This window comes from Achromobacter piechaudii NBRC 102461 (assembly GCF_001571245.1).
Classification (GTDB): Bacteria; Pseudomonadota; Gammaproteobacteria; order Burkholderiales; family Burkholderiaceae_B; genus Achromobacter; species Achromobacter piechaudii.
The window spans coordinates 760,403-781,077 of sequence record NZ_BCTK01000005.1; the positions used below are offsets into that span (position 1 = coordinate 760,403).

19 protein-coding genes are annotated in these 20,675 nt (G+C 65.5%); 13 read left to right on the plus strand and 6 right to left on the minus strand.

Going from position 1 to position 20,675, the window contains the following annotated elements; genetic code table 11:
• Positions 1–47 precede the first annotated feature (47 nt).
• Together API01S_RS10155 and ltaE are read left to right on the plus strand one after the other, a co-directional pair.
• Positions 48–935: a DMT family transporter gene (locus API01S_RS10155; RefSeq protein ID WP_156487095.1), complete on the plus strand. Its 888-nt coding sequence runs from the start codon at positions 48–50 to the stop codon at positions 933–935.
• Positions 936–975: 40 nt separating this feature from the next.
• A complete protein-coding gene (ltaE, locus tag API01S_RS10160) occupies positions 976–1,986 on the plus strand; it encodes a low-specificity L-threonine aldolase (RefSeq protein ID WP_061304348.1) in 1,011 nt (336 codons plus the stop codon).
• Between the two features lie 10 nt (positions 1,987–1,996).
• On the opposite strand, the gene API01S_RS10165 is transcribed toward ltaE, so the two are convergent.
• Positions 1,997–3,322 (minus strand): omega-aminotransferase AptA, encoded by a 1,326-nt coding sequence (locus API01S_RS10165; RefSeq protein WP_061304636.1) that lies wholly within the window; start codon positions 3,320–3,322, stop codon positions 1,997–1,999.
• A 144-nt stretch (positions 3,323–3,466) separates the two neighbouring features.
• The gene (locus API01S_RS10170) at positions 3,467–4,348 is read right to left on the minus strand and encodes an FCD domain-containing protein (protein WP_050728166.1); all 882 of its coding nucleotides are present in this window, start codon (positions 4,346–4,348) and stop codon (positions 3,467–3,469) included.
• Positions 4,349–4,537: 189 nt separating this feature from the next.
• Between API01S_RS10170 and API01S_RS10175 the strand changes: the two genes are divergently transcribed.
• Genes API01S_RS10175 through API01S_RS10195 form a run of 5 tightly spaced genes read left to right on the plus strand, consistent with a single transcriptional unit; the run spans position 4,538 to position 10,846 of the window.
• The gene (locus tag API01S_RS10175; RefSeq protein ID WP_050727836.1) at positions 4,538–5,638 is read left to right on the plus strand and encodes a C45 family autoproteolytic acyltransferase/hydolase; all 1,101 of its coding nucleotides are present in this window, start codon (positions 4,538–4,540) and stop codon (positions 5,636–5,638) included.
• Positions 5,639–5,659: 21 nt separating this feature from the next.
• Positions 5,660–7,240 (plus strand): ABC transporter substrate-binding protein, encoded by a 1,581-nt coding sequence (locus tag API01S_RS10180; protein ID WP_061304350.1) that lies wholly within the window; start codon positions 5,660–5,662, stop codon positions 7,238–7,240.
• 6 nt (positions 7,241–7,246) lie between these two features.
• Positions 7,247–8,191, plus strand: a complete 945-nt coding sequence (locus API01S_RS10185; protein ID WP_006218084.1) for an ABC transporter permease — start codon at positions 7,247–7,249, stop codon at positions 8,189–8,191.
• A gap of 7 nt (positions 8,192–8,198) precedes the next feature.
• Positions 8,199–9,035, plus strand: coding sequence for an ABC transporter permease (locus API01S_RS10190; protein ID WP_050727834.1), 837 nt, complete (start codon positions 8,199–8,201; stop codon positions 9,033–9,035).
• Entirely contained in the window at positions 9,032–10,846 is a 1,815-nt protein-coding gene (locus API01S_RS10195) for a dipeptide ABC transporter ATP-binding protein (RefSeq protein ID WP_061304352.1), read from the plus strand. The genes API01S_RS10190 and API01S_RS10195 overlap by 4 nt, the downstream gene beginning before the upstream one ends.
• 4 nt (positions 10,847–10,850) lie before the next feature.
• Here the strand turns inward: API01S_RS10195 and API01S_RS10200 are convergent, their stop codons facing one another.
• From API01S_RS10200 to API01S_RS10210, 3 genes are all read right to left on the minus strand, one after another.
• Positions 10,851–11,195 carry an antibiotic biosynthesis monooxygenase family protein gene (locus API01S_RS10200; protein ID WP_061304354.1) on the minus strand — a complete coding sequence of 115 codons (345 nt, stop codon included), beginning with the start codon at positions 11,193–11,195 and terminating at the stop codon, positions 10,851–10,853.
• Positions 11,196–11,325: 130 nt separating this feature from the next.
• A complete protein-coding gene (locus API01S_RS10205) occupies positions 11,326–12,162 on the minus strand; it encodes an NAD-dependent epimerase/dehydratase family protein (protein ID WP_050727831.1) in 837 nt (278 codons plus the stop codon).
• A 73-nt stretch (positions 12,163–12,235) separates the two neighbouring features.
• A complete protein-coding gene (locus tag API01S_RS10210) occupies positions 12,236–13,882 on the minus strand; it encodes an electron transfer flavoprotein-ubiquinone oxidoreductase (protein WP_061304357.1) in 1,647 nt (548 codons plus the stop codon).
• A gap of 113 nt (positions 13,883–13,995) precedes the next feature.
• On the opposite strand from API01S_RS10210, the gene API01S_RS10215 reads away from it, so the two are divergent.
• The 3 genes from API01S_RS10215 to API01S_RS10225 all read left to right on the plus strand — a co-directional run bounded on the left by API01S_RS10215 (position 13,996) and on the right by API01S_RS10225 (position 16,066).
• Positions 13,996–14,445 (plus strand): acyl-CoA thioesterase, encoded by a 450-nt coding sequence (locus API01S_RS10215; protein ID WP_050727829.1) that lies wholly within the window; start codon positions 13,996–13,998, stop codon positions 14,443–14,445.
• Between the two features lie 256 nt (positions 14,446–14,701).
• Positions 14,702–15,400 (plus strand): CoA transferase subunit A, encoded by a 699-nt coding sequence (locus tag API01S_RS10220; protein ID WP_006218092.1) that lies wholly within the window; start codon positions 14,702–14,704, stop codon positions 15,398–15,400.
• Between the two features lie 12 nt (positions 15,401–15,412).
• Complete coding sequence (locus tag API01S_RS10225; RefSeq protein WP_006218093.1) at positions 15,413–16,066, plus strand: CoA transferase subunit B; 654 nt, start codon at positions 15,413–15,415, stop codon at positions 16,064–16,066.
• Positions 16,067–16,194: 128 nt separating this feature from the next.
• Here API01S_RS10225 and API01S_RS10230 read toward each other — a convergent pair whose 3' ends face one another.
• Positions 16,195–16,653 carry a GNAT family N-acetyltransferase gene (locus tag API01S_RS10230; protein WP_061304359.1) on the minus strand — a complete coding sequence of 153 codons (459 nt, stop codon included), beginning with the start codon at positions 16,651–16,653 and terminating at the stop codon, positions 16,195–16,197.
• Positions 16,654–16,844: 191 nt separating this feature from the next.
• On the opposite strand from API01S_RS10230, the gene API01S_RS10235 reads away from it, so the two are divergent.
• The 3 genes from API01S_RS10235 to API01S_RS10245 are packed head-to-tail and all read left to right on the plus strand — an operon-like array spanning position 16,845 to position 20,623.
• A complete protein-coding gene (locus tag API01S_RS10235; RefSeq protein WP_006218095.1) occupies positions 16,845–17,720 on the plus strand; it encodes a MurR/RpiR family transcriptional regulator in 876 nt (291 codons plus the stop codon).
• Positions 17,717–18,697: an isoaspartyl peptidase/L-asparaginase family protein gene (locus API01S_RS10240; protein ID WP_061304361.1), complete on the plus strand. Its 981-nt coding sequence runs from the start codon at positions 17,717–17,719 to the stop codon at positions 18,695–18,697. Before API01S_RS10235 ends, API01S_RS10240 begins: the two co-directional genes overlap by 4 nt.
• A gap of 39 nt (positions 18,698–18,736) precedes the next feature.
• On the plus strand, positions 18,737–20,623 hold the full coding sequence (locus tag API01S_RS10245) for a dipeptide ABC transporter ATP-binding protein (RefSeq protein WP_006218097.1): 1,887 nt from the start codon (positions 18,737–18,739) through the stop codon (positions 20,621–20,623).
• Positions 20,624–20,675: the final 52 nt, after the last annotated feature.

Below are 20,675 nucleotides of genomic sequence, written 5' to 3' on the forward strand. Positions count from 1 at the left end.
GGTCCGGGCGTCTTTTCTTTTTCCCCTCACAAGACGGAGCCATGGACGTGAGCCGCAGCAGTTTCGATCGCGCAGGGCTAGCCCTGATGTTCAGCACCATCGTGGTCTGGGCGGGCAGCTGGATAGCGATGAAACTGATCGTGCCCTACATCGGCCCGTTTGACTTCGTGGCGCTTCGATATGTCACGGGCAGCGTGGTGCTGTTCGCACTGGCCATCGCCACGCGGCGGCCGCTGGGCATGCCGCCCTGGAAACTGACTCTGTTGATCGGACTGACGCAGACCGCGGGCTTTCAGGGTTTCGTGCAGACGGCGCTGGTGTCCGGCGGCGTCGGCAAGGTGTCGCTGATGGCTTACACCATGCCGTTTTGGGTGGTGCTGTTCGCGTGGTGGCTGCTGGGCGAGCGCCCGTCGGTCAAGCATGCCGTGGGCATCGGCCTGGCGGCCATCGGACTGATCTGTTTCGTGGAACCCTGGAATGGGCTTGGCGATATCCGGCCCGTGCTGTTGGGCCTGGGCAGCGGCCTGTGCTGGGGCGTGGGCACGGTGCTGTCCAAGCGCATGTTCGAGCGCCACGCGCCTGACGTCATGACCTTCACGGCCTGGCAGATGCTGCTGGGCGGCCTGGTCATGGCGCCCGTCGCGTACCTGGTGCCGCAGATCACCGCCCAATGGGGCTGGCAGTTGTGGACCGGCATGACCTACATCGTCTTGATCGCCACGGCGGCCGGCTGGCTGCTGTGGCTTCAGGTGGTGCGCCGCGTGCCGGCGTCCATCGCCGGTCTGTCCAGCCTGGGCGTGCCCGTGGTGGCGATGCTGCTGGCCTGGGTCATGCTTTCCGAACGCCCCTCGTTGGGCGAACTGGGTGGCATGGTGCTGATCCTGGCTGGCATATTCGTCGTCAGCCGCGCAGCGCCCGCCGCCCGCGTCTCCTGAATTCGCTTCTGGTTTTCCATTCAACGCCAAGGATTTTCCAATGATCGATCTGCGTAGCGATACCGTCACACGGCCCACGCCCGCCATGTTGCAGGCCATGATTTCCGCACCGCTCGGCGACGACGTGATGGGTGACGATCCCACCGTGATCCGGTTGCAGGCCGCCGTGGCCGAACGCGCCGGCAAGGAGGCGGGCCTGTTCTTCCCATCCGGCACGCAAAGCAACCTGGCGGGGCTGATGGCGCATTGCGCTCGTGGCGACGAGTATCTGGTCGGCCAACTGGCGCACACCTACAAGTACGAAGGCGGCGGCGCGGCCGTGCTGGGCAGCATTCAGCCTCAGCCGATTGAACATGCGCCGGACGGCTCCTTGCCGCTGGAAAAGCTGGCGGCGGCGGTCAAGCCCCAAGGCGATCCGCACTTTGCGCGCACGCGTCTGCTGGCGTTGGAGAACACCTTTCACGGCAAGCTGATCCCGGCCGCCTACATCCAGGCCGCTACGGACTGGGCGCGCCAGCAAGGCCTGGCCACTCATCTGGACGGCGCGCGCGTGTTCAATGCGGCAGTGGCCAGCGGCAAGCCGCTGGCCGACATGTGCCAGCCCTTCGACTCCGTTTCCATCTGCTTCTCCAAAGGCCTGGGCGCGCCGGTGGGCTCGGTGCTGGTGGGCAGCCAGGAGCTGATCGGCCGTGCGCACCGCTGGCGCAAGATGCTGGGCGGCGGCTTGCGCCAGGCGGGCGTCCTGGCGGCGGCCTGCCTGTATGCGCTGGACCATCACGTCGAGCGGCTGGCCGAGGACCACGAGAACGCCCGCGCGCTGGCCGAGGGCCTGCGCGGTATCGCGGGCGTCAAGGTGTTGAGCCAGGACACGAACATGCTGTTCGTGGAGTTCGAACCGGCGCGCTGCGATTCCCTGACGGCCGCGCTGGGCGAAGAGGGCATCCTGATGCGCGCCGTGTACGGCGGGCCCACCCGCCTGGTGACCCACCTGGATATCTCCGCCGACGACGTGCAGCGGATCGTCCAGGCCGTGGCGCGCCACCTGGCCTGAGCGCCGCGAGTCAGGTGCTGGCGCGCAGCACGTCCGCCAGCACCGAGAACAGCTCGTCGATCTGGGCGTGTTCGATGATGAGCGGGGGCGATAGCAGCATCGTGTCGCCCGCCGACCGGATCAGGCAACCGCGTTCCAGGCAGGCGTTGTGCACGGCTTGGGCGCGTTGGCCCGGCTGGCCTTCCAGTGGCGCCAGTTCGATGGCGGCCAACAGGCCGATGTTGCGGATGTCGACCACGTGAGGCAGCCCCTTCAGGCTGTGCGCCGCATCTTCCCAATAGCGCGCCAGTTCCTGGCTGCGTTGGAACAGCCCGTCGCGGCGGCAGATCTCCAGCGTGGCCAGCCCCGCCGCGCACGCCACCGGGTGGCCGGAATACGTGTACCCGTGCGATAGCTCGATCGCGCTTTCCGGCCCCTGCATGAAGGCGTCGTAGACGTGCTGCTGCACCAGCGTCGCGCCCATCGGAATGGCGCCGTTGGTCAGGCCCTTGGCGCTGGTGATGATGTCTGGCTTGACGCCGAAGTAGGACGAGGCGAAAGCGCCGTCGATACGGCCGAAGGCGCAGATCACCTCGTCGAAAATCAGCAGGATGCCGTGGGCATCGCAGATCTCGCGCAGCCGTTGCAGATAACCGCGCGGCGGCACGATCACGCCGGTCGAGCCGGCCACCGGTTCGACGATGACGGCCGCGATGGTCGATGCGTCATGCAGCGCCACGATGCGCTCCAGCGTGTCGGCCAGATGCGCACCCCAGTCGGGCTGGCCCCGTGTGTACGCCATCTGCTGGCGGTCATAGGTGTGGGGCAGATGGTCCACATAGGGCAGCAGATTGCCGAACGGCTTGCGATGCCCGCCTATGCCCGACACCGACAGGCCACCGAACCCCACGCCGTGATAAGAGCGTTCGCGACCGATCAGTCGCACACGCTGGCCTTGGCCGCGCGCGCGGTGATATCCCAGGGCGATCTTCAATGCGGTGTCCACCGCTTCCGATCCCGAGTTGGAAAAGAACACATTGGAAAAGCCGGCTGGCGCTTCGGCGCACAACGCGTCCGCAAGCTCGAATGCCAGCGGATGGCTCATCTGGAACGACGGCGCGTAATCCAGGTCGTGCGCGGTGCGCGCAATGGCTTCCACGATTTCGGGGCGGCGATGGCCCGCATTCACACACCACAGGCCGGCGATGCCGTCCAGAACGCGGCGGCCATCCGGGCGGATGTAATGCATGCCTTCGGCGGCGGCGAACAGCACCGGGTTGCGCTTGACCCGCCGGTTGGCGGTGAACGGCATCCAATAGGCGTCGGAATGGGAAGGTGTCAGGGGTGACGAGGGCATGGAACGATCCTGCTTCAAGGGGAGTTCAGGTTCGTCTATTTTGTATTAACTAAATAATAAATACAACACGAGTATCGAGTGCAGCGCGAGATATGGGCGTGCGCATGCCTGCCCGCCCGGGCGCATGCAAGGGTGAAGCCGAGGTCAGGAGGCCTGGAGCGAAGCCTTCAAGTGGCGGCGCATCAGCTGGGATGCCCATTCCTGATCACCGGCTTCCAGCGCGTCGATGATCTGCAAATGTTCATTGCTGGAATTGACGAAACGGGCGTCGCGATAGAACGCGGCGTGTTCCTCCAGGCGGCGCAGGTGATTCTGCTGCTGCACGGCTTGCAGGATGTAGCGGTTGCCCGAGAAGCGCGCCAGCATTTCGTGGAAGGATGCGTTCAGGCCGAAGAACTCGGTAGCCGAGATGCCTGCGTCGTCGCGCTGGATCAGCGCCTCGTGCGCGGCACGCATGCGGGCCAGCGCCGGCTTGTCCACCCGGAACGTGGGTTCGAGCAGCCCGGCGCATTCGATCGTCATGCGAAAACGATAGCTTTCGTTCAGCGCCTCGGCGCTTTCCAGCGACGGCGCGAACTGCCACCCATGCCCCTTGCGCTTTTCGATCAGCCCATCCGCCGACAGCTGGAGCAGGGTCTTGGACAGCACGCTGCGGGGCACGCCGTAGCGCAGCAGCAGGTCGCGTTCGGTAAACGTCTCGGGTAACTGGCGGGAGGCCCGGTCATCGATCAGCCTTCGCGTCAGCTCTTCTTGCGTGGGCCCTGCGCCCTCGATGGCCGGCGGCGCTGCCGCGGCATGTTCGGACACCGTGTAGCCGCTGTTGGGCCGGTGCGTGATGAGCCCTTGGGCGGCCAGCAGCCGTAGCGCACCGCGCACTGGCGTGCGCGACACCTCATAGGCCGCTGCCAGCGTTTCTTCAGACAGATGGGCGCCAGGCTGATGCCGCTGGGCCACGATGTCCGCCGCGATAAGTCGCGCCAGATCGACCTGTAGCGGAGTGGGGCGGGCGGGGGCGGCGGAGGGCATGGCGCGTCGGATCTGCAAGGTGGCGGGCAAGGGGCAATGGTACCGGAGCGCCATCGTTTTTGAAGCGGGGCTGGGCAAACCCTAATATTGAACTTTTATCTATATTAGTACAAAATTTGGCCGTCAAATCTGACCGTTTCATCCTGGCCGTGCCGATCGGCCTTATCCCGGAGTTCTCCTAGCGTGACGATGCCTACCCCGTTTCCCCTGGTCGATGTCCAGGGCAGTCCTTATGAACGCGGCCGCCAGCACGGCATGGCGGTGCCGGAGCATGTGGCGCGCAGCGTGGCCCTGTACCGGGGCCAGCTGGAACGCCGAGGCGTGAGCGCCGCGCGTCTCAAGGAGCTGGCCGCCGCCATGGTGCCGGTGGTCGGCGATTACGACGCTGCCTATCTGGAAGAACTGCGCGGTATCGCGGACGGCGCGGGCCAGACGCTGGAAGATATCGTCGTCATCAATTGCCGCACCGAAATGATGTTCGGCCACGCCGAACTCGGGCGCGCCCGCAAGGGCCTGGATGACGGCTGCACCGGCCTGATCGTGCTGCCCGAGGCCGCCGCCGGCGGCAAGCTGATGCATGCGCACAACTGGGACTGGCGCGAAGAATGCGTGGACACCGGCATCGTGGTGCGCATGCGCCGCGAAGACGGCCCCGACCTCTTGATGTTCACCGAGGCCGGCAGTCTGGCGCGCCATGGCTTCAATGGCGCGGGCGTATCGCTGTCCGGCAACTTCCTGTCCTGCGAACAGGATTACCAGCGACCGGCCGACGTTCCCCTGGTGCTGGTGCGCCGCAAGATGCTGGAAGCGACCAACATCTGCAACGCCATGAAGGTGCTGTGGGCGTCACGCCGCTTCTGCTCGAACAACCTGATGCTGGCGCAAGGCGAGGGCGAAGCGGTGGACCTGGAATGCGCACCCGACGAGATCTTCTGGATCACGCCGGAAAACGGCCTGCTGGTGCATGCCAACCATTGGATCAGCGCACCCGCGCGCGCCAAGCTGTTCGACAAGGGCCTGGCCGCCAACCCCGACTCCATCTATCGCCAACGCCGCGTCGAAGCCATGTTGGCGCGCGCCAACGGCAAGGTGGACTGGGACACCGTCAAGCGCATCCTGGCCGATGATTTCGCCGCGCCGGACGGCGTGCTGCGTTCGCCCAAGCCGGCCAGCTTCGACAGCATTTCGGCCACCGTGGCCACCACGCTGATGGAGCCGGAAAGTGGCGTGATGTGGATCGCCCGCAAGCCCTATGAAGGCCGCAACTTCGTTGAGTACCGGCTGTTCTGAGCCGCGCTTTAAGGACATTCCATGATGACGATAGCCTTGCGCGGCAAGCGCGCGCTGATGTTTTCCGCAGCCCTGGCCGGCGCCTTGACGGGCCTGCCGGGGCTGACCCAGACCCAGGCGGCGCAAGCTCCCCTGCCCGAGATCCGTTACGCGGAAGGCTCGGGCACGCCCACTTCCGTGCCGGGCGGCCGCTCGCGCAATACATCCACCGACAATGTGCTGGCGCACGTCGTTGAGTCGCTGGTGGCGCTGCGCGCCGACATGAGCGTAGGGCCGATGCTTGCCGACAGCTGGACGCTGTCCGCCGACAAGCGCAGCTACACCTTCAAGCTGCGCGCCGGCGTGAGTTTTCACGATGGCTCGCCCATGACGTCCGCGGACGTCAAATGGAGCTACGACTACCTGACCGGCGCGCAGTCCGAATACGCGTGCAAGAACTTGTACGACGGCAGCAAGGGCGCCAAGGTCGTGCAAGTGCAGACGCCAGATCCCGCCACCGTCGTCTTCACGCTGGATGCGCCCTATGCGTTGTTCCTGGACCAGATGGCCAGCGTGCAATGCCCGATGCCGGTGCTCAGTCCGAAAAGCGTGGACGCCGATGGCAAATGGATCAAGCCCGTCGGCACCGGCCCGTATGTGCTGGCCGAGTGGAAGAAAGAACAATACGTGCTGCTGACACCGTACGCCGGCTACGTGCCGCGCAGCGAGCCGGCCAGCGGCATGGCCGGCAAGAAAGTGGCGGCGGCCAATGTGCGCTTCGTGGTGATCCCCGACGCCGCCGCGCAAAAGGCAGCGCTGATGGCCGGCCAGGTCGATGCGTACAACGCCGACGAAGACAATCTGCCCGCCAAGGACCCGCGCTGGTCCATCATCACCGAGCAGGGCCTGGACACCGTCAATGTGTTGATGCAGACCCGCGCGCCGCTGCTGTCCGACGTCAACATGCGCCGCGCCATCGCGCTGGCGCTGGACTTTCCCGGCATCGCCCGCGCGCTCAACAACGGCCAGGCCGCGTACAACCCGTCGCTGGTGCCCGTGGCAAGCGTGTACTACTCGGATGCCGACAAGGTCGGGTACGAGAAGAACCTGAAAGAGGTCAAGCGCCTGCTCGATGCCGCCGGCTATCGCGGTGAAACGCTGAAACTTCAAGCCAGCAAGCGCTACCCGTATCTGTACCGCGTCGCTGTCGTCACGCAGCAGTTGTTGAGCAAGGCGGGCATCAAGACCGAACTGGACATGCTGGAGTGGGGCACTCAGGTGACGAACTTCCGTGAGGGCAAGTTCCAGCTGATGGCCTTCGCTTACTCGGCGCGCACCGAGCCCGCGCTGATGTACCGCGACGTGATCGGCGACAAGTCCAAGACGCCGATGGCGCAATGGGAAAGCCCGGAAGCCGCCGCCATCCTCGAAAGCATCGAAGCCGAATCCGATACCGCCACGCGCAAGCAGGCCTTCGACAAGCTGCACGCGCTGATGTTGCGCGATACGCCGCTGTTGATGGCCTACAACAAGCCCGGCTACGTGGTTGTCTCCAGCCAGCTTCACGGCTTTACCGGTTGGCCGCTGCGCAAGCCGCGCTTCTTCAACGTCACCAAGAACTGAGGCGCCGTGCTGGGTTATCTAACGAAGCGCATCGCGGCGGCGGTGCCCACGGTCATCGTGGTGACGGTGCTGGTATTCGCCATGATCCGCGCCATTCCCGGCGACCCCGCGTCGCTGATGCTCGGCGACATCGACAATCCGGCGCTGCTGGCCGAAATGCGCCATGCGCTGGGGCTGGATCGGCCGGTGGGCGAACAGTTCCTGATATGGGTCGGCAACGCGCTGCACGGCGACCTGGGCATGTCCATCGCCCGCCGCGAACCCGTCACGCATCTGGTGCTGACGCATTTCGCGGTGACGGCGCAGGTGGTGCTGACGGCCACGTTGCTGGCCTGCCTGGTTGCCATTCCTGCCGGCATGATCGCCGCGTGGCGGCAGAACCGGCGGGCGGATACGGCCATCGTGTCCACCTCGATCCTGTTCGTGTCCATGCCCAGCTTCTGGGTTGGCATCCTGCTGATCTGGTTGTTTGGCGTCAAGCTCAACTGGCTGCCGGTGTATGGCTTCGAGTCCATGGCCCAAGGCGGGCTGTCGGCCGCGAAGTTCCTGGTGCTGCCCGTTTGCGCGATCGTGCTGACCGAGATCGCCGCGATCACGCGGATGATGCGCGCCAGCACCATCGAGACGCTGCGGCTGGAATACGTGGCGCACGCGCGCGCCAAGGGCTTGCCGGAAAAGCGCGTGATGCTGCGCCATGTCTTGCCTAACTCGTTTGGTCCCACGCTGACGGTCATCGGCCTGATGCTGGGCCATCTGCTGTCGGGCGCGGCGGTGATCGAGACCGTGTTCACCTTGCCCGGCATCGGCAGGCTGCTGGTCGAGAGCATCTATGCGCGGGATTATCCGGTGGTGCAGGGCTGCCTGCTGTTTATCGCGCTGTTGTACGTGGCGGTCAATCTGGTGGTGGATCTGTTGTATCCGCTGTTCGATCCGCGCGTGAAGCTTCAATAGGAACGTCATGACGGGTTTCAATCCGGGTTTCAAACATACCAACGCCGTCGTCGGCGGCGCGCTGGTTGCGGGCGTGGTGCTGCTGGCGCTGGTGGGGCTGGTGTACACGCCGCACGATCCGCTGGAAGGCGATCTGCTGGCGCGCTTTTCGCCGCCTTCGGCCGAGTATTGGCTGGGCACCGATGAGTTCGGCCGCGATGTGTTGTCGCGCCTGATGGCGGGCGCGGGCGTCAGCGTGGCGGTCAGCGTGTTCTCGGTGCTGCTGGCTTTGGTGCTGGGCACGACGATCGGCGTTACCGCCGGCTATGCGGGCGGCTGGGTCGACCGGGGCATCAGCGTGCTGGTCGACTCCATGATGGCTTTTCCCGGCCTCTTGCTGGCCCTGGGCATCATGACGGTGCTGGGCCCGTCGAAATGGGGCGTGGTGCTGGCGCTGGGCCTGGCCTATTCGCCGTCCGTGTCGCGCATCGCGCGTGGCACGGCGATGTCGCTGCGGCAGCGGGACTTCGTCATCGCTTCGCGCGCCACGGGGCATAGCGGTCTTTGGACGGTGTTCCGCCATGTGCTGCCCAACTGCCTGGCGCCGCTGCTGATTTTCGCCACGTCCATATTCGGCTCGGCCCTGTTGGCCGAAAGCGCGCTGTCCTTCCTGGGTTTGGGCGTGCCGCCACCGCTGGCCACCTGGGGCGGCATGCTGTCCGAAAGCCGCAACGCGATGGACCAGGCGATCTGGCTGGCCTTGTTCCCGGGCGCGATGATTTCCCTGAGCCTGCTGGGCATCAATCTGTTGGGCGATGCGGTGCGCGATCGGCTCGATCCGCGCATGCGGGGGGTGGTGGCATGAACCCGACCGACCCTTCCCTGACGGGTGCCGCGCCGCTGCTGTCGGTGCGCGATCTTGAAATCCGCTTTCCCGGCAAGCGCGACGCGGCGCCGGTGGTGAACCGCGTGTCCTTCGATCTGCACGCCGGGCAATCGCTGTCCATCGTGGGCGAATCCGGTAGCGGCAAGACGCTGATCGGCAAGGCATTGCTGGGCCTGCTGCCCGACGCCGCGCGCATCACGGGCGGCCAGGTGCTGTTCGATGGCCGCGACGTGCTGCCGCAAAGCGCGCGCGACTGGCAGGCCACGCGCGGCACCGGCATCGGCATGGTGTTCCAGGAACCCATGGTGTCGTTGAACCCCGCGTTTCGCGTGGGCGAGCAATTGATCGAAGCGCTCATCCTGCGCCGGGGCATGACGCGCCGAGCCGCCTGGGACGAGGCCATCCAGATGCTGGAGCGCGTGCGGGTGCGCGACGCCCGGGCCTGCATGGGACGCTATCCCCACGAGTTCTCCGGCGGCATGCGGCAACGCATCCTGCTGGCGGGCGTCATGCTGCTCAAGCCGCGTCTGCTGATTGCCGACGAACCCACCACGGCGCTGGATTGCGTCGTGCAGAAAGAGGTGCTGGACCTGATGTGCGAGCTGACGCGCGAACAGGGCACGGCGCTGATTTTCATCAGCCACAACCTGGCGCTGGTGGCCGCGTACACGCAGCGCGTGCTGGTGATGTGCCGGGGCCGCGCGGTTGAAACCGGGCAGGTCGCGCAGGTGCTGTCCCGGCCAGCGGATCCGTACACCTTGAGCTTGCTGGATGCGCTGCCCAAGCGCGGACCCGCGCGCGCGCCCGTCACCGGCGCGCCGATCCTGCAAGTGGATCAGTTGGCCATCGACTACGCCGTGCGTGGCGGCTGGCGCCGCAAGCGCTACGTGCGCGCCGTGCATCAGGCAAGCTTTCACGTGGCGCCGGGCGAAACACTGGCCATCGTGGGCGAATCGGGCAGCGGCAAGACCACGGTCATGATGTCGATCCTGGGCCTCGTACCGCAGGCGCAGGGCCGCATTGCGCTGGATGGACAGCCATTGCCGGCGGGCGGCGAGGGCGGCATCTGGCGCGCCGCGCGCCGCCGCATTCAGATGGTGTTTCAGGATCCGTATTCGTCGCTGGACCCGCGCATGAACATCGGCGCGCTGGTGGGCGAGGGCCTGCGGCTGGAAGAGGGCGTCACGCCTGATGAGCAGGCGCGGCGCGTGCAGCAGGCGCTGAACGATGTGGGCCTGGGCGAAGGCTATGCGCAGCGCTACGCGCACGAGCTGTCGGGCGGCCAGCGCCAGCGCGTGGCGATTGCCCGTGCGTTGGTGATGCGGCCCGAAGTCATCATCGCCGATGAACCCGTGTCGGCGCTTGACGTCACCGTGCAGAAGCAGGTGCTGGAAACGTTGATGGCGCTGCAACGGTCTTACGGCTTTGCGTGCCTGTTGATCTCGCACGATCTGGGCGTGGTCGAGCAGATTGCCGATCGCGTGGTGGTCATGCTGCGTGGGCACATTGTCGAAGAAGGCTCGCGCGACGAGGTGTTCGACCGTCCCACGCATCCCTACACGCGCCGACTGTTGCAGGCGGTGCCCGAACTGCGCGGCGATGCGCGGCAGGGGTTCCGGGTGCAGGTGCGCGACCTGCCAGAAGGCGAAGGGCGCGCCGATACGGATTACTTCGACCCCGCCAGTGGGGACGGCGGCGCGCCGGCCATGGCGGCGGTTGCCGCCTCCGGCGTCACGCATCGGGTCGCGTTGGCGGCGGGCGTGGCCTTGGCGCAGACCATCGCCGCGTGAGGCGTCAGCCGTGCCGGTCGCGGCTGTCGGCGGGCGCCTGGTCGCGCTCGTTCATGCCGTAGTCGCGCAGCACATTCGCGACGCGCAGGCGGTAGTTCTGGAACACGCCGCCGCGTCCGGCCTGCTGGGCACGGCGATGCGAGTCCAGCGTCCGCCAGCGCTTGACCGCGTCTTCGTCTCGCCAGAAGGACAGCGACAGCAGCTTGCCCGGCGTGGTCAGGCTTTGAAAGCGTTCAACCGACAGGAAGCCGTCGATGGTCCGAAGCTCGTCGATCAGGCCCGCGGCGATGTCGAGATAGGGGGCGGGGTCGCCGTTGGCGGGTTCGACTTCGAATATCACGGCGATCATGGCGAGGGCTCCTGCATGGAAAAAAGGCCGACGCATGCAGAAGGCAGCAGCCGGCGGGAATGGCGTTGCCAGTATCCGCCAGCCGCAATCGCAACGATTCGGTCCAGGCCGAACCGTGCCTGCATGCGCGTCAGGCGGCCTCGTTCAGCAGGGCCGCGTAGCCTTGCCGGGAATCGGGCCATTGCAACGTGAAGCCACTGGCGCGCAGACGCGCATTGCTCAGTTTTTTGCTGCCGACATTGGCAGGCGCGGGCGCATCGCGCGGCTCGGGCGCGCCTGCCATCGACGCCAGCTCGGCATACAGGACGTGCAGCGGCAGCGGCGTGTCGTCGCAGCCCACGTAGACGGGCGCAACCTCGGGCAGCAGCGCCAGATGGAACACCGCCGAGGCGGCATCGTCGATGTGCATGCGGTTGGCCCAGTGCTCGGGCTGGCGCGGCGCGCCGGCCGCGCCGCTGCGCAGGCGTTCGATCAATTGCAGCCGGCCCGGCCCGTACAGGCCTGCCAGCCGGATCGATGTGGACGACAGGCCGCGCGCCGCCAGCGCGGCTTCTGCCTCCAGCAGCACGCGGCCGTTGAAGCCTTGCGGCGCGGGCGGGGTGTCTTCGTCGACCCAGTCGCCATGGTGTTCGCCATAGACCGCGCTGGACGAGACGAACACCACGCGCTTGAGCTGCGTGGTGTCCAGCGCGTCCAGCACGTTGCGCAAGCCATCGACGAACACGCCCCGATAGACGTCGGCATCGCGCGCGCCGGGGGCGGGCACGTGGATCAGCCGCGTGATGCCGGCGGGTAGCGCGGGCAGGGTGTCGGCCCGCGTGATGTCGCCTTGCAGCCATTGGATGCCGCTGTCGTCTGCGGGCGGATGGCGGCGCAGTGCGTACACGTGGTCGCCGCGCGCCAGGAAGCGCCGGGCCACGCGCTGACCCAGGTCGCCGCAGCCAATGAGAAGTACGCGTTCAGTCATGATGCCGCCTTGGTTCGTGAAAAAGGCGCCCCGGAAGGCGCCTTCAAGCAGGGCGTTGAACTGCCCTGGGAAATTACATGCCGCTGTAGACCGGCCCTTCGCCACCTTGCGGCGCCACCCAGACGATGTTCTGCGTGGGGTCCTTGATGTCGCAGGTCTTGCAGTGCACGCAGTTCTGCGCGTTGATCTGCAAGCGGTCCTCGCCGTGGTCGTCCTTGATGAACTCGTACACGCCGGCCGGGCAGTAACGCGATTCCGGGCCGCCGTACTTGGCCAGGTTTACGCGCACGGGCACCGTCGGGTCTTTCAAGGTCAGGTGGACGGGCTCGTTCTCGTCGTGGTTGGTGTTCGAGATGAACACCGAACTGAGCTTGTCGAACGTGAGCTTGCCGTCGGGCTTGGGGTAGTCGATGCGCGCGCATTCCGACGCCGGTTGCAGACAGGCGTGGTCGGGCTTGTTGTGGCGCAGGGTCCAGGGCATCTTGCCCTTGAGCAGCAGCTGCTCCACGCCCGTCATCACGGTGGCGATGGTGCGGCCCTTCTTGAACCACTGCTTGAAGTTGCGCGCCTTGTTCAATTCGGCGTGCAGCCACGAACTTTGGAAGGCTTGCGGATACGCGGCCAGCTCGTCTTGCCGGCGATCCGCCAGCAGCGCGTCGAAGGCGGCTTCGGCGGCCATCTTGCCCGACTTGATGGCGGCATGGCTGCCCTTGATGCGCGACGCATTCAAGAAGCCCGCTTCGCAGCCGACCAGCACGCCGCCCGGGAACGTGAGCTTGGGCAGCGACATCAGGCCGCCCGCGGTGATGGCGCGCGCGCCGTAGGCGATGCGCTTGCCGCCTTCGAACGTACCGCGAATGGCCGGGTGCGTCTTGTAGCGTTGGAACTCGTCGAAGGGCGAGAGCCACGGGTTGGCGTAGTCCAGGCCGACGATCATGCCGACGGCGACCAGGTTGTTGTCCAGGTGGTACAGGAACGAACCGCCGTAGGTGTCGGAATCGAGCGGCCAGCCGGCCGTGTGGATGACCAGGCCCGGCTTGGATTGGGCCGGATCGACTTCCCACATTTCCTTGATGCCGATGCCGTAGGACTGCGGGTTGCGCCCGTCGTCCAGTTTGAAGCGTTCGATCAGCTGGCGGCCGAGCTGGCCGCGCGAGCCTTCGCCGAAGACGGTGTAGCGGGCATGCAGTTCCATGCCGGGCTGGTAGTGGTCGGTGTGCGTGCCATCGCGGGCCACGCCCATGTCGCCGGTGGCCACGCCACGGACAGCGCCGTTTTCGTCGTACAGCACTTCCACGGCGGCAAAGCCGGGGAAAATGTCCACGCCCAGGGCCTCGGCCTGTTCGCCCATCCACTTGACGACGTCGCCCAGACGGACGATGTAGTTGCCTTCGTTGTGGAAACAGGGCGGCAGCAGCCAGTTCGGCGTGGTGCGAGCGCCGGTCTGGGACAGGAACATGAATTTGTCCTGCGTGACCGGCACGTTCAGCGGCGCGCCTTTTTCCTTCCAGTCGGGAATCAGCTCGGTCAGCGCCAGCGGGTCCATGACAGCGCCGGACAGGATGTGTGCACCCAGTTCCGCGCCTTTCTCAAGCACGCATACGCCGATTTCCTGATTCTTTTCAGCGGCCAGCTGCTTTAGACGGATGGCGGTGGCCAGGCCGGCGGGTCCACCGCCAACCACGACCACGTCATATTCCATCGACTCGCGTTCAGACATTTGCAAAGCTCCCCGTATGTATTCCATATTTGGCTGGAAGTAATATCGGCGATTGTATTGCAGGCGGAGGCCGTGTACGCCTTCGTATTTCTTTTAGCCTTCAGGAGTAATTGGTGAACCCGGACAATCTGTCTGCGCGGATTCTGGCGGTGGGCGATACCCATCAGACTGAATTGCCTTTGCGTTGGGGCGACTCGGACGCCTTGAACCATCTGAACAACACGCTGTATTTCCGCCTCATGGAAGAGGCCCGCATGCAGATCCTGTATGACGCGGGCTTTGCGCTGCCCGCCGACAACGGCGCCATCCTGGCCCACGCCTCGTGCGATTTTCTGCGTCCGCTGACGTACCCGGCCACCGTGCGAGTCACCCACAAGGTCACGCGCATCGGCCGTTCCAGCGCGGAATTCGAGCTGCTGCTGGAGAAGGTCGGCGACGATGCAGGCCCCTATGCGCGTGGGCGCAACGTGCTAGTCTGGATGGACTACGTGGCCAATACGTCCGCACCGTGGCCGCCCGAAGTGCTGGCCCAAATGGCCACGCAATTCCAGCCGGCGGCGTGAGATTAAGGGCGCGGAATTGCCCGTCATGCCGTTAAAATCAAGCGCAAAATCACAATAGAAATAAAGGGGCGCGCCACCCTCGGCGCCGCGACCCAGAGACATCGGGCAGTGTTGCGATGCCATCTGGTGCCGACGCCGGCAGCCGCGCTCCAAGGAAAAACAGGGCTTACCCCGGCTTTCTTGATCCCCATGGGACACACCGCGCACGCGGCGGGGCGGGCTCTCTTCGGTTAGACCTTAACTAGGAGTTGGAGCGATGGACAAGGTTTTTGCAAGCGCCCAGGAGGCGCTGGCAGGCATCGTCAAGGACGGTCAGATGATCGCCGTGGGCGGTTTCGGCCTTTGCGGTATTCCCGAAGCCCTGATCGCCGCGCTGCGCGATTCGGGCGTGAAGGACCTGACTTGCATCAGCAACAATGCCGGCGTTGACGGCTTCGGCCTGGGCCAATTGCTGAACACGCGCCAGGTGCGCAAGATGATCGCGTCGTACGTGGGCGAGAACAAGGAGTTCGAACGCCAGTTCCTGTCCGGCGAGCTCGAGCTTGAATTCACGCCGCAGGGCACACTGGCCGAAAAGCTGCGCGCTGGCGGCGCTGGCATTCCCGCCTTCTTCACCCGCACGGGCGTGGGCACCATCGTGGCCGATGGCAAGGAAATCCGCGAATTCGACGGCCAGCAATATGTGATGGAGCGTTCGCTGGTGCCCGACGTGTCGCTGGTCAAGGCGCACATCGCCGATCGCAGCGGCAACCTCGTGTTCCGCAAGACGGCCCGCAACTTCAACCCGAACGTCGCCATGGCCGGCAAGTTCACGGTGGTCGAAGTTGAACAGATCGTTGACACCGGCAGCCTGGATCCCGATCAGATCCACTTGCCCGGCATCTATGTGCAACGGATCGTGTTGAACACGACGCCCGAAAAGCGCATCGAACAACGCACCACTCGCCCGGCCTAAGGAGAAGACGACATGGCATGGTCCCGCGATGAAATGGCGGCGCGCGCCGCGCGCGAGCTGCAAGACGGTTTTTACGTGAACCTGGGTATCGGCCTGCCGACCCTGGTGGCCAACCACGTGCCCCCCGGCGTGGAAGTGTGGCTGCAATCTGAAAACGGCCTGCTGGGCATTGGTCCGTTCCCCACCGACGCCGAAGTCGACGCTGATCTCATCAACGCCGGCAAGCAGACGGTGACGACGCTGCCCGGCTCGTCGATCTTCTCGTCGGCCGATTCGTTTGCGATGATCCGTGGCGGCAAGATCAACCTGGCCATCCTGGGCGCGATGCAGGTGTCCGAGAAGGGCGACCTGGCCAACTGGATGATCCCGGGCAAGATGGTCAAGGGCATGGGCGGCGCGATGGATCTGGTCGCCGGTGTTGGCCGCGTCGTGGTCCTGATGGAACACGTGGCCAAGAAGAAGGACGGCACGGAAGACATCAAGCTGCTGCCGGAATGCAACCTGCCGCTGACGGGCGTGGGTGTGGTCGATCTGATCATCACCGACCTGGGCGTCATGGAAGTCACCGAAAACGGCTTGAAGCTGCTGGAAACGGCGCCGGGCGTGACGGTGGACGAAATCCAGTCCAAGACGCAGGCCAAGCTGGACGTGTCGGCGGTCAAGTAACCGGCCGTGCAGGTTCAAACGAAAACGCCCCGCAAGGGGCGTTTTCCATTGGGTGCTGCAAATGCGGCGCTTGTTGTCCGGCTTCGCCCCAAGGAGCGTTGCGTTGGGGCACCGCCGCGCGCAAGCCGCTATGCGGCTTCGTCCAGCCGCATCCCCACGTGCGGGATGCCGTCTTCAATGTATTCCTCGGTCACCTGCACAAAGCCGTAGCCGCCGTAGTAGTTGCGCAGTCGCGCCTGCGCGCCCAGGTACATCGCGCGGCCCGGCCAGCGCTGGCGCACGGTGGCCATGGCATGGCGGATCAGTTCGTGCCCCAGGCCCTGGCCGCGCGTCCACGGCGCGGTGATGACGCGGCCGATCTCGATCTGACCGTCCTTGAGCGACGGATCCAGGATGCGGCAGTAGGCCGCCAACTGCCCGTCCTGCCACGCCATCAGGTGCGCGGTCTGGCCCACCAGGTCCTTGCCATCGATGTCCTGGAAGATGCAGTTCTGCTCGATGACGAACACCTCCGTGCGCAGCCGGAGAATCGCGTAGATCTCGGGAACGGTCAGTTCTTGATGGGGTTTGCAGATCCAGTCGGGCATCGCGGCAGTCCAGTACGGCAGGGTGGAAAAACGGGCGCCAATAGCGTAACTCAAACCGGCCCCGTTTCTTTTTTGGCCCTGTTACATAAATTCACGGGTATACCCTTAGTATGAAAAGGAATTTTCTTATTTAAAATTTGCGTGTAAACAGATTTACACAAACTCCAGCTAAGACGCACCCCTTCGACACGATGAACAAGGCCGTACTCACGATCGCTGATCGGATCGCCCGGGCACAACCCGCGTTGAGCCGCACGCAGCACAAGATGGCCGAGTACGTGTTGGCGCACCAGTTCCGCGTGGCCACCATGACCATCGACGAATTCGCCGCCGCGGTCGGTGTGTCGGTCGCCACTGCCAACCGCTTTGCGCGCGCCCTGGACCTGCCGGGCTATCCGCAGTTTCGCGCCGAACTGGCGCGCGGCTTCGAAGCCGCCCTGGAACCCGTCGAAAAGCTGCGCACCGAACTGGCGCATTCCGCCAGCGCCGTGCAGATCTTCGCCGCCACGCTGGAAGAAGACATCCGCAACGCCCAACGCAACTTGCAGTCGCTCGATTCGGGTGCCTGTGAGCAGGCGGTGCAGGCCATTCTGGCCGCCGAGCGCGTCTTCATCATCGGCTTTGGCGCCAGCGGTTTCCTGGCGGGCCTGCTGCAACGCGGCCTGTGCATGCACCTGCATTCCGTCGAATCGCTGGCCGGCCCCGGCGGCGTGTCGCATGCAGCGCGGCAGATGTCGCGCATGACGTCCAATGACCTGGTCATCGCCATCGGTTTTCCGCGCTATCTGGCCGACACGGTGACGTTGGCCGCCGCCGCCAAACAGGCTGGCGTGCCGGTGCTGGTGTTGACCGACAAGCCCACTTCGCCACTGGCGCCGACGGCATCCGTCGTGCTGTATGCGTTTTCCGCGCGCCAGCTGATCCCCAATTCCGAAACCGCCGCGCTGGGCTTGATTGAAGCCCTGTCCGCGGCCGTGGCCTATCGGGCCAAGAATTCCGTTGCGGCAGCCGCTGGGGTGACCCAGTCCGTGATGCCGTGGCTCATCCATGGAGTAGGTAAACGATGAATCAACCCGTGATTGCCATTCACGGTGGCGCCGGCGCGATGTCCCGCGCGGCCATGTCGCCCGAGAAAGAACAGGAATACCTGGCCGCCCTGGAATCCATCCTGACGGCCGGTCAGGCCGTGTTGGCCCGTGGCGGCAGCGCGCTGGACGCGGTGACCGAGGCCGTGCGCCTCTTGGAAGACTGCCCGCTGTTCAACGCGGGCCACGGCGCGGTGTTCACCAGCGCCGCCACCCACGAGCTGGATGCGGCCATCATGGACGGCGCCACGCTGCGTAGCGGCGCCATCGCCAACGTCAATTGCGTGCGCAACCCCGTGTTCGCCGCGCGCAAGGTCATGGAAAACAGCAAGCACGTGCTGTTCGTGGGCGAGGGCGCCGAAGCCTTCGCCAAGGCGGAAGGCCTGGAGATCGTCGATCCCTCGTACTTCTCGACCGACGCCCGCCGTGAACAATTGCTGCGCGTGCAGCGCGAAACGCCCGACGCCGCCGTGCTGGACCACGATGGTCAGGCGATGGTTGCGCGCGGCCAGCCCGCGCCGGCCGACCCGCTGGACGCCGACAAGAAGTTCGGCACGGTAGGCGCGGTGGCTGTCGATGCGCAAGGCAACGTGGCCGCGGCCACGTCGACCGGCGGCATCACCAACAAGCAGGTCGGCCGCGTCGGCGATGCGCCCCTGATCGGCGCGGGCACCTACGCCAGCAACAAGACCTGCGCGGTGTCGACCACCGGCACCGGCGAGATGTTCATCCGCATGGTCGCCGCCTATGACGTAGCTGCCCAGATGGAATATTGCGGATCGTCGCTGCAAGAGGCGGCGGACCGCGTCGTGATGGAAAAACTGCCCACCATCGGCGGCAAGGGCGGCCTGGTGGCCGTCGACGCCCAGGGCAATGTGGCCTTGCCGTTCAACACGGAAGGCATGTATCGGGGTTATGCCCGCGTTGGCGAAAAGCCGGTCACCGCCATCTATCGATGAGCGTGGCGGGTTCTGTTTTGATTTTGGGGATTAATAAAGATGGTTGATCGCGCAAACAGCCTGGCGCTGCCGGAAAACCGCGTGGTCCAGGTCGACGACCTGACGGTGCGCTTCGTAGGTTCGGAGCGCACGGTCGAAGCCGTGCGCAACCTGTCGTTCCATGTGGACCGGGGTGAAACCCTGGCCATCGTGGGCGAATCGGGTTCGGGCAAGTCGGTGACGTCCCTGGCGCTCATGCGACTGGTGGAACATGGCGGCGGGCGCATCGCCCAGGGCCGCATGGCGCTGCGCCGTCGCAACGGGTCCGTGATCGATCTGGCCAATTCGAGCCAGCGCGTCATGCGCAATGTGCGCGGCGCGGACATGGCCATGATCTTCCAGGAGCCCATGACCTCCTTGAACCCGGTGTTCACCGCCGGTGACCAGATCGCCGAATCGATTCGCCAGCACCAGGGCAAGGACGCCGCCGCCGCGCGCGCCGAAGCGCTGCGCATGCTGGAGCAGGTGCGCATTCCGGAAGCCAAGTCCGTGCTGGACCGCTACCCGCACCAGCTGTCGGGCGGCATGCGTCAACGCGTGATGATCGCCATGGCGCTGGCGTGCAAGCCGGCGCTGCTGATCGCCGACGAACCCACCACCGCGCTGGACGTCACGATCCAGGCCCAGATCCTGCAACTGATCCGTCAGCTCCAGGAAGAAATGCACATGGGCGTGGTGTTCATCACCCACGACATGGGCGTGGTGGCCGAAGTGGCCGACCGCGTGCTGGTGATGTATCGCGGCGATAAGGTCGAAGAAGGCCCGTCCGAGCAAGTCTTCGCCGCGCCGCGCCACACGTACACCAAGGCCTTGCTGTCCGCCGTGCCCAAGCTGGGCGCGATGGAAGGCACCGACCTGCCCGCGCGCTTCCCCCTGTTGCAGGTGGAAGGCCAGGCCCAGCCCGTGGCCGAGCCCGGCATCGTCAGCACGCAGGAAGTGCCGGCCGCCAAGCGCGAGCCGATCCTGTCGGTGCGCAATCTGGTGACCCGCTTCGACCTGCGCGGCGGCATCCTGAGCCGTGTGCAGCGCCGAGTGCACGCGGTGGAACAGGTCAGCTTCGACCTGTACCCCGGCGAAACGCTGTCGCTGGTGGGCGAGTCCGGTTGCGGCAAGTCGACCACCGGCCGCTCGCTGCTGCGCCTGGTCGACAGCCAGGCCGGCGAGATCAAATTCGGCGGGCGCGACATTGTCAGCCTGAAGAACAACGAGCTGCAATCCTTGCGCCGCGACATCCAGTTCGTGTTCCAGGATCCGTTCGCCTCGCTGGACCCGCGCGTGACCGTCGGCTTCTCCATCATGGAGCCGCTGCTGGTGCACGGCGTGGCCAAGGGCAAGGAAGCCGAGCGCCGCGTGGCCGAGCTGCTTGAACGCGTGGGCCTGCCGCCTGAAATGGCGCAGCGCTATCCGCACGAATTCTCGGGCGGCCAACGCCAGCGCATCTGTATCGCGCGCGCGCTGGCCCTGAACCCGAAGGTTGTGATCGCGGACGAATCCGTGTCGGCGCTGGACGTTTCCATCCAGGCCCAGATCGTGAACCTGTTGATCGACCTGCAACGCGACATGGGCATTTCGTTCCTGTTCATTTCGCACGACATGGCGGTCGTGGAACGCGTCAGCCATCGCGTGGCGGTCATGTACCTGGGCCAGATCGTCGAGATCGGGCCGCGCCGCGCCATTTTCGAGAACCCGCAGCACCCGTACACCAAGAAGCTGATGTCGGCGGTGCCGATCGCCGATCCGGCGCGTCGCCACCTCAAGCGCACCTTGTTGTCCGATGAAATTCCCAGCCCGATCCGCAAGCTCGGCGACGAGCCGGTGGTGCAGCCGCTGGTGCAGGTTGGAACCGATCACTTCGTTGCCCGCCATCCGGTCGGCGGCGCGTATTGATTCCGTTGTCGTACATGTTTTTCTTCCACCAAACCCCCTAATTCCGATTTGG